9 protein-coding genes are annotated in these 8,769 nt (G+C 71.5%); all 9 read right to left on the bottom strand.

Going from position 1 to position 8,769, the window contains the following annotated elements; translation table 11 throughout:
* Nucleotides 1-101: 101 nt before the first annotated feature.
* The 9 genes from CKO13_RS08700 to dsrA all read right to left on the bottom strand — a co-directional run bounded on the left by CKO13_RS08700 (nt 102) and on the right by dsrA (nt 8,386).
* On the bottom strand, nt 102-2,048 hold the full coding sequence (locus CKO13_RS08700) for an NAD(P)-binding protein (RefSeq protein ID WP_200259598.1): 1,947 nt from the start codon (nt 2,046-2,048) through the stop codon (nt 102-104).
* A 36-nt stretch (nt 2,049-2,084) separates the two neighbouring features.
* Nucleotides 2,085-3,638: a sulfate reduction electron transfer complex DsrMKJOP subunit DsrK gene (gene dsrK, locus CKO13_RS08695; RefSeq protein WP_200259594.1), complete on the bottom strand. Its 1,554-nt coding sequence runs from the start codon at nt 3,636-3,638 to the stop codon at nt 2,085-2,087.
* A gap of 28 nt (nt 3,639-3,666) precedes the next feature.
* Nucleotides 3,667-4,398, bottom strand: coding sequence for a respiratory nitrate reductase subunit gamma (locus CKO13_RS08690; protein ID WP_200259591.1), 732 nt, complete (start codon nt 4,396-4,398; stop codon nt 3,667-3,669).
* A gap of 61 nt (nt 4,399-4,459) precedes the next feature.
* Complete coding sequence (locus tag CKO13_RS08685; RefSeq protein ID WP_200259588.1) at nt 4,460-4,792, bottom strand: TusE/DsrC/DsvC family sulfur relay protein; 333 nt, start codon at nt 4,790-4,792, stop codon at nt 4,460-4,462.
* An 88-nt stretch (nt 4,793-4,880) separates the two neighbouring features.
* Nucleotides 4,881-5,180 carry a sulfurtransferase complex subunit TusB gene (gene tusB / locus CKO13_RS08680; protein WP_200259585.1) on the bottom strand — a complete coding sequence of 100 codons (300 nt, stop codon included), beginning with the start codon at nt 5,178-5,180 and terminating at the stop codon, nt 4,881-4,883.
* A 14-nt stretch (nt 5,181-5,194) separates the two neighbouring features.
* Entirely contained in the window at nt 5,195-5,539 is a 345-nt protein-coding gene (gene tusC / locus CKO13_RS08675; protein ID WP_200259601.1) for a sulfurtransferase complex subunit TusC, read from the bottom strand.
* An 85-nt stretch (nt 5,540-5,624) separates the two neighbouring features.
* Nucleotides 5,625-5,984, bottom strand: coding sequence for a sulfurtransferase complex subunit TusD (gene tusD, locus CKO13_RS08670; protein ID WP_200259582.1), 360 nt, complete (start codon nt 5,982-5,984; stop codon nt 5,625-5,627).
* Nucleotides 5,985-5,999: 15 nt separating this feature from the next.
* Entirely contained in the window at nt 6,000-7,088 is a 1,089-nt protein-coding gene (dsrB, locus tag CKO13_RS08665) for a dissimilatory-type sulfite reductase subunit beta (protein WP_200259579.1), read from the bottom strand.
* Between the two features lie 38 nt (nt 7,089-7,126).
* Nucleotides 7,127-8,386 carry a dissimilatory-type sulfite reductase subunit alpha gene (dsrA, locus tag CKO13_RS08660; protein ID WP_200259576.1) on the bottom strand — a complete coding sequence of 420 codons (1,260 nt, stop codon included), beginning with the start codon at nt 8,384-8,386 and terminating at the stop codon, nt 7,127-7,129.
* Nucleotides 8,387-8,769 lie beyond the last annotated feature (383 nt).

Genomic DNA, 8,769 nt, shown 5'->3' with positions numbered 1-8,769 from the left:
CGCTCGGCGCCGCCGGCGGCGAGGGCCAGGCCGGCGCCGGCGAGCGCCGCGGCGCCGAGCAGGGTGAGGATCTTGCGCGATCGCCGCATGCCGGCCCCTCCCTACTCGCCGAGGCCCATCTCGATGTAGCCGGTCGGGCAGACGTCGTGGCAGATGTGGCAGCCGACGCAGCGGCTGTAGTCGGTCTGCACGTACCGGCCGATGGCCCGCTCGCCGCGGGGGACGCGCTGCACCGCGTCCTGCGGGCAGTAGATCAGGCAGTTGTCGCACTCGAAGCACATCCCGCAGCTCATGCACAGCCGCGCCTCCTCCTGCACCTGCCCGGCTGAGAGCGGCTGCAGGCGCTCGGCGAAGTCGCCGATGACCCCCTCCCGGTCCACGCGGCGGCGCTCGCGCTCGGCGTGGGCGCTGGGGGTGAAGTGCCCGAGGTAGAGGCGGTCGTGGCGGATGACCTCGGCGGCGCCGCGGTCCTCGAAGTTGTGCACGGCGAACGCCGCGTGGTCCGTGCCGCGGACCGGGGCCGGCTCGTACGCCTCCGGCGCCCGCCCGGCCCGGCGCAGGGCGTCGAGCAGCCGGAAGTGGTGGACGTTGACCTTGGGCGGGGCGCCCGGGGCGCCGCGCTCGAGGTAGGCGTCGATGCCGCGCACCGCGGTGTCGGCCTGCCCGATGGCGGTGCTGAGCAGGTGGGGCCGGAGGATGTCGCCGGCGGCGAAGTGCCCCGGCCGGTCCGGGATCTGGTAGCGCTTGTCCGCCTGGATGAAGCCGTGGCCGTTGTCGAGGGCCTCCAGCCCCTCGAGGTTGCCCCGCTGCCCGATGGCGGCGATGACCAGGTCGGTCTCGACGCGGAACTCGGTGCCCTCGACGGGCTGCGGCTGCTCCCCCGCCATGCGGCACTCGGCGAAGCGCAGGGCCTGCGCCCGCCCGGTATCGGGGTCGCGCTCGATGGCCACCGGCATGACGCCGTCGCGCAGGCTCACCCCCTCGCGCAGGGCGTCCTCGATCTCCTGCTCCGAGGCGGTCATCTCCGCGCGGGGGAACAGGGAGGTCAGGGTCACCTCGGCGCCCTCGCGCACGGCCAGGCTCGCCGCGTCGTGGGCGGTGTAGCCGAGCACGGCGTGCTCCGGGCGCCCCTCGTCGGGCAGCTCCGTGCTGTAGCCGAGCCGCCGGGCCACCGAGGCGACGTCGATGGAGGTGTCGCCGCCGCCGATGACCAGGATGCGGTCGCTGACGGCGGCCAGGCGCCCCTCGTTGAAGGCGCGCAGGAACTCGATGCCGGTCAGGCAGTTGGGGGTCTCGTCCCAGCCCTCGAGGGGCAGGGGGCGGCCCTCGTGGGTGCCGAGCGCCCAGAGGACGGCGTCGTGCTCGGCCTCGATCGCCTCCAGGGCGACGTCGCGGCCGGCCTGGCACTCGGTGCGCACCTCGACGCCGAGGGCGAGGATGCGCTCGATCTCGGCGTCGAGGACCTCGCGGGGGACGCGGTAGCCCGGGATGCCGTAGCGCATCATGCCGCCGAGCTCGGGCTGCGCCTCGAAGAGGGTGCAGCGGTGGCCGCGCTTGCGCAGCTGGTAGGCCGCCGCCAAGCCCGCCGGGCCGCCGCCGATCACTGCCACCCGCCGGCCGGTGTCGGGGCCGGGCTCGCCGAGGCCGAGGCCGTGGTCGCGGGCGAAGTCGCCGATGGCGTGCTCGACGGCGTTGATGGCGATGTGGTCGTCGACGACCCGGCGGTTGCAGCCCTGCTGGCACGGGGCCGGGCAGACGCGGCCCATCACCGCCGGGAAGGGGTTCGCCTCGGCGAGGCGGCGGAAGGCGTGGGCCTGCCACGCCTCGCCCTCCGGCGGCTTGTCGAGCCCGCGGGCGATGTGCAGCCAGCCGCGGATCTCCTCGCCGGCGGGGCAGTTGGCCTGGCACGGCGGCGTGCGGTGGACGTAGGTCGGGCACTTGTGGGAGGTGTCGGCCTCGAAGATCCGCTCGTGCCAGGAGCGGGGGCGGTCGTCGCCCTCGCGGTAGCGCCGGAAGGTGTAGGGCATCGATTCCGCGTTGCTCGCCATGGCTGTCTCCCTCTGTGTTCGGGCCGCCGGGCCGGCTCAGGCCTCGGTGCGGTCGAGCCGCACGGCGTTGCCCACCAGCTCGTGGAGGCTGATCACCGTCTCCCGGGGGATGCCGTAGTACGGCAGGACCTTCGCGAACTGCGTCTTGCAGATGGCGCAGATCGCGGCCATCTTCTGCACGCCCTGGCGCTCCATGACCTCGCCGAGGGCCGAGGCGCGGGGGTAGGCGCCGCGCACCCGCAGCTCCATGACCTCGTCGGTGAGCAGGCCGCCCCCGCCGCCGCAGCAGAAGGTGGCGTCGCCGGTGGTGCCGTCGGCCATCTCGTGGAAGTGGGGGACGCTGGCGCGCAGCAGCTGCCGCGGGATCTCCAGCTGCCCCCCGGCGTAGCCGCCCATGCGCGAGGCGCGGGCGACGTTGCAGGAGTCGTGGAAGGTGACGCCGCCGTGGTGGGCGTTGGCCTCCGGGTCGAGCTCGATGGCGCCGCGCTCGACCAGGTCCCGGGTCATCTCGCAGATGTGCTGCGGGACGGGGTAGCGCCGGTCGAGCTGGTCCTGCAGGGCGCGGGCGTACTCGTCGTCGGCGTCGGCGCCCTGGCCGATGCCGGCGAGGGTGTTCCAGAAGCTGTAGGCCACCCGCCAGGCGTGGCCGCACTCGCCGACGACGATGCGCTTGACCTCGAGGTCGAGGGCGGCCTTGCGGATGCGCTCGGCGATGCGCTTCATGTGCTCGTAGCTGCCCATGAACATCGCGAAGTTGGCCGCCTCCGAGGCGTAGCTGCTCAGCGTCCACGACAGCCCCGCCTGGTGGAAGACCTTGGCGTAGCCCATCAGCCCGTCGACGTGGGGCTCGGCGAAGAAGTCCGCCGAGGGGGTGATGAGCAGGACGTCGGCGCCGACCTCGTCGACGGGGATGCGGATGTCGTGGCCGGTCTCGTCCTTGAGGTCCTCCTCGAGCCCCTCGACGGTGTCCTCGAGCGCCGGCTTGGGCAGGCCGAGGTTGTTGCCCACCTTGTGGACCTTGCCGATGATCTCGTTGGTGTACTTCTGCCCGAGGCCGGTGGCGTCGAGGATCTCGCGGGCGGCCATGGAGATCTCGGCGGTGTCGATGCCGTAGGGGCAGAAGACCGAGCAGCGCCGGCACTGGGTGCACTGGTGGAAGTAGGTGAACCACTCCTCGAGGACGTCCCAGGTCAGCTCCCGGCCGCGGACCAGGGCCGGGAAGCTGCGCCCGGCCGGCGTGAAGTGGCGCCGGTAGACGTCGCGCATGAGATCCTGCCGGCCGACGGGCATGTTCCGGGGGTCGCCGGTGCCCAGGTAGAAGTGGCACTTGTCGGCGCAGGCGCCGCAGTGCACGCAGGCGTCGAGGTAGACGCGCAGCGAGCGGTTGCGCGCGAGCAGCTCCTCCATGCGCGCCAGCGCCCGGTCCTGCCAGTCGTCGGGGATGTCGCTGGGGAAGCCGAGGGCCTCCTGGTGCTCGGCGCCGGCCCGGTGGGAGCGGCTCTCGGCGCTGCGGCCCGGCCGGGCCGAGGGGACCTCGAGGCCCTCGGGGCGCTGGGACAGGGGCGGTGCGTCGAAGGCGTCCTGGCTCACGGCGTCGTCCTCGCTGCTGCGTTCGGGCTCAGCGTTGGTCGCGCTCCAGCGCCGCCGCCCAGGGGGCGACGTGCCGGCGCTCGCGCGGGTTGTCGGGCTGGTTGCGGCTCGGGCTGAAGAGCACGCCGACGGCGTGGAGCAGCTTGCTGAAGGGGAAGACCGCCATCAGCACGGCGACCAGCGCCAGGTGGGTCAGCAGCAGCGGGTCCGCCGGCAGGGGCTGCCAGTCGAGGCGCATCAGCCCGAGGAAGAAGGCCTTCACGGCCACGATGTCCGTCGGCTGGAAGTGCTTGATCGCCAGTCCGGTGAGGCCGATCGCCAGCAGCAGGGCGAGGGCCAGGTGGTCCGAGGCGGTGGAGATGTAGCGGATCCGGTCGATCAGCAGCCGCCGCGCCCAGAGCGCGAGCAGCGCCCCGGCCAGGGCGTAGGCGGCGTAGACGCCGAAGGGCTGGATCCAGACCACCCACTGCGGGATCGGCTCGAGGAAGTAGCGCAGGTGGCGCAGGAGCACCAGCAGCAGGGCGACGTGGAAGAGCCAGCCGAAGAGCCAGATCCACTTGTTGGAGCGGAACAGGCTGGTGAACAGCGCCACCTCGCCGGCGACGCGCACGGCCGCGCCGCCCCGGGAAGTGGGCGCCGGCGTGGTGGGGACGCGCAGCGGGGCGGGGGTGCGCGCGTAGCGCACCGCTCGCGCCACGAGCCCCAGCACCAGCACCGCGGCAGCGAGGTAGAACAGCACGGCGTAGGTTGCGGTCAGCACGGTCTACGCTCCCTATCCCGAGGCTTCCCAGGGCGTCGCGCCGGCGATGGCCGCCGGCCGCCTAGACGCAGCCGGTGGGCTTGGGCAGCCCGGCGTAGCGGCACGCCTGCTTGGCCGGCCCGTAGGGGAAGAGCTCGTAGAGGTACTTGCTGTTGCCCTTCTCCGGGCCGAGGCGCTTGCCGATCTGCTTGGTCAGCACCCGCACCGCCGGGGCGATCTGGTACTCGTCGTAGTACTCGCGCAGGAAGTTGATCACCTCCCAGTGCTGCTCGGTCAGCTCCTGGCCGTCCTCCTGGGCCATGAGCTCGGCCACCTCCGGGGACCAGAGGTTGAGGTCCTCGATGTAGCCCTCCTCGTCGGTGGGGATCGTGGTGCCGTTGACTTGGATCGCCATAGCTGCCTCTCTTTCGGTTGCTCCTAGGTAGAACCCTTCTCGGTCGCCACTGAGTGGCCCGTGCGCCCGCCGCCGGCCCCCGGCCGGCTCACAGCCAGGCCTGGTGGGGGCCGTGCTCGGCGACGAGCTGGACGAAGCCGGCGTAGTCGACGACCTCGACCCCGTCGGCGAGGGCGTCGTGGCCGATGCCGCGGGCCTCGAGGTCGGGTCCGAGGGCGTAGACGCGCCCCTCGGCGGCGGGGCCGCGGAGCTTGGCCGACGCCTCGCCGGCGGCCACGGCCGCGTAGACCCCGTCCTCGATCAGCAGCAGCCGCTCCCCGGCGAGGTGCTCGAGGCAGGAGTCCAGGTCGCGGGTCTGCAGGGGCGATTTGTTGACGGTATGGAGCATGCTCGCTTTCCCTCCTAGAAGGACATCACCACGTCCTGCTCGGCCATCAGCGCGCTCATGCGCTCGCGGTCGACGACCTGCACGGGCACGATCAGCTCCTCGGCGCTCAGCCCCCGCTGCGCGAGCGACTCCGCCTCGACGTAGAGCTTGTCGATGTCGTAGTCGTCGAGGGCGCGGAACGTCGGCGCGAAGTTCTTCATGCCCAGCGCCTTGGCGTCCTGGCCCTGGCGCAGCTGGTGGACGCCGTCGTCGAGGAAGGCGAGGCTGACGTCCTGGTCGAAGGCGGCGCTGATCAGGACCACCTCCAGGGCCTCGAGGGCGTAGATCGTCCCGTGGGGCGCCTTGCGGTTGACGAACATGAACCGCTTGACCGCTCCCGCGTCTTCCCAGTTGGCCTCGTCGCTCACCGTTGTCTCTCCTCTGTGCCGATGGTTGCCGGCGTTGCTAGTCGCCGAAGGTCACCAGCCGGTCCGCCTGGATGCCGACCTCCACGAGCTGCCCGAGCCCGGAGATGCGGAACCCGGCGCCGAGGATCTCGTCCTTGACGCCGCGGCGCAGGGCGGCGGCGACGCAGACCACCAGGTCGGTCCCGTGCGCCTCGGCGAGCTCCGACCAGCGCCGCACGATGTTGCGGTCGTCCTGCTGCGGCTCCTGGAGCCGGTTGGCGTTGTGCACGCCGTCCATGTAGAAGAACACCCGCGAGACCTCGTGGCCCTGCGCCAGGGCGGCGGCGGCGAAGTGGTAGGCGCTGTCCGCCGCCTCGTGCTGGTACGGCCCCTCGTTGACCAGGATCGCGAAGCGCATGTCGGACTCTCCCTCCTAGAAGCGCAGGTGGGCCGAGGTGTTGAGCTTGTACCGCGACCCCTTCCAGTTCTCGATGTGGTGCTTGGTGAACGGCAGGCCGGTGAGCTCGAAGAAGCGCTTCCAGCCGATGCGCTCGATCCACTCGCCGACGCGCTCGTAGTCGCGGGCGTTGTCGCGGTAGGTGTAGAGGATCCGCTTGACGTGCTCGGCGACCTCCGGCCAGCGCGGCGGGTTGTTGGGCAGCCCGGCGACGGCGAGCTTGTGGAAGGTCGGCACGCCGCGGGCGTTGGCGTGGTTGCCGCCGACCCAGATGGCGATCTTGGAGTGCTCCGGGTCGTTGATCTGCATCGGCGGGCAGGGCGGGTAGCAGGCCCCGCAGGCGACGCACTTGCTCTCGTCGACCTCCAGCGACGGCTGGCCGTTGACCACCGCCGGCCGGATGGCGGCCACCGGGCAGCGGGCCACCACCGAGGGGCGCTCGCAGACGTGGGCGACCAGGTCGTGCTGGATCTTCGGCGGCTTGGTGTGCTGGATGTTGATGGCGATATCGCCCTGGCCGCCGCAGTTGATCTGGCAGCAGGAGGTGGTGATGTGCACCCGGTTGGGCATGCGCTCCTGGATGAACTCCTCGTGGAGCTCGTCCATGAGCGCCTTGACCACCCCCGAGGCGTCCGTGGCCGGGATGTCGCAGTGCAGCCAGCCCTGGGTGTGGGAGATCATGGTCACCGACGGGCCGGTGCCGCCGATGGGGAAGCCGGCGCGCTGCAGGGCGTCGATCAGCGGCTGGAGCTTCGCCTCGTCGTCGACGGTGATCTCCGCGTTCGAGCGGATCGTGAAGCGCAGGTAGCCGTCGGCGTACTCGTCGGCGATATCGCAGAGCGAGCGCACCGTGGCCAGGTCCATCTGCCGCTGCGTGCCGACGCGCACCGTCCAGACCTCCTCGCCGGTGTGCGAGGTGTGGTGGAGCACGCCCGGGCGGGGGCGGTCGTGGGACCGCCAGAGCCCGAAGTTGCGGCGCAGCGTCGGGTGCAGGTGCCGGAAGGGGTCCGGCGTGCCGCTCTCGATGGGGGATCTCGGCTTCTGGGTCGCTTGTGCTTCGGCCATGGTCGTCTCTCCCTCCGCGGTCCCGGGGCCCGGCTAGGCTAGGAGGCCTGCTCCGAGGCCATCTGCTGGCGCCGGTACCACCTCTCCGCCTCCTCGTCCCAGTCGTCGGTGCGCACGTAGGAGATCGAGCGCGGCTCCTTGAGCATGTTGGGGTCCGCCTCGAGGCCGATGGCCTCGAGGAACTCGGCCAGCCCGATGCGCTCGATCATCTCGCCGACGCGCTCGTGCTCGAGGGCGTTCTCGGCGAAGAACTCGACGATCTCCTGGGCGATCTCGAGGATGCGTTGGTAGTCCTGCTCGCTGCGCAGCGGCAGGAAGGGGACCACGACGGTCCCGAAGAGGTCGCCGATGCGCAGGGTCCGCTTGCCGCCGACGAGGATGGTCACGCCCCGGTCCTCGCCGGGGGCGAGGGCCTCGGTCATGACGTTGATGCAGTGCATGCAGCGCACGCAGCTGCGGTTGTCGATCTCGAGGGTGTCGTCGTCGTTGAGGCTCAGCGAGCCCGAGGGGCAGCGGGTGACGACGTTGTCGATGGTGTGCTTGCGCCCCTTGCGCCGGACGAAGTCCTGGACGGCGGCCTGGTCGACCTGGATCTCGTCGCGCCAGGTGCCGATGACGGCGAAGTCCGAGCGCTCGATGCTGTTCATGCAGTCGTTGGCGCAGCCGGAGACCTTGAACTTGAACTTGTACGGCAGGCTCGGCCGGTGCATGTCGTCGAGGAAGTTGTTGACGAGCATGCGGTGGATCTTCTGCTCGTTGCAGCAGGAGTGCTCGCAGCGCGCCGCGCCGACGCAGGACATGCCGGTGCGCACCGCCGGGCCGGCGCCGCCGAGGTCGAGGCCGTACTCGTTGAGCTCGTCGAAGCAGGCCTGGACGCTATCCGCGGTGATGCCCTGGAGCATGATGTCGCCGGTCTGCCCGTGCAGGGCGATCAGCCCCGAGCCGTGGCGCTCCCAGATGTCGCAGATATCGCGCAGCAGCGCCGTGGAGTAGTGCATCCCCGCCGGCGGGATGATGCGCATGGTGTGGAACTCCTGCGCCTCGGGGAAGTGCGGGTTGTCCTGCTCGTCCTTGAGCTCGGTGAAGCGCGGGATGATGCCGCCGCCGTAGCCGTAGACGCCGATCGTCCCGCCCTTCCAGTAGCCCTTGCGGTCGGTGTAGGACTGCTCGAGCTGGCCGAGGACGCCGGCGAGCATGGGCTTGTCCTGGGCCTGGCGCTTCATGCCGGTGACGAAGCTCGGCCAGGGGCCGCTCTCCAGCTCGTCGAGATTCGGGGTGTCGTAGGTCTTGTCGCTCATGGCGGTGATCGCTCCTCGCCTGGGCTCTGCGCCTGCAGCGGGCCCGGCGGCCGGGCCCCGCTTCGGTAACCCCAAGCTAGTCGCGCGCCGTGGCGGATGGGAATATCCATTCAAGGAGTCGAATACGTCGGGGGACTACCCCTTTCGGGATATAGGGCCCGCCGCGCCCGCCGGCGCTACGCTGAGGAGCGTGGCAAGAGGCCCCAACGCGGCGAGGTCGAGCATGCTCTGGGAGGTCGAGGAGGAGGGGACAGCGGCGACGGCGCCGGCGGAGGCCGTGGACGTCGCCTTCCCGCTGCGCGGGCGCGCGCTGCCCGAGGCCTACGCGGCGGCGCTGGCGGAGGCGCTGGCGCCGCTGCTCGCCCCCGTGGCCGAGCCGCGGT

The sequence above is a fragment of the Halorhodospira neutriphila genome, assembly GCF_016584055.1.
Taxonomy (GTDB): Bacteria; Pseudomonadota; Gammaproteobacteria; order Nitrococcales; family Halorhodospiraceae; genus Halorhodospira; species Halorhodospira neutriphila.
Note: the sequence above shows the minus strand (reverse complement) of the source record. Positions and strands in the feature narration are given on the sequence as shown.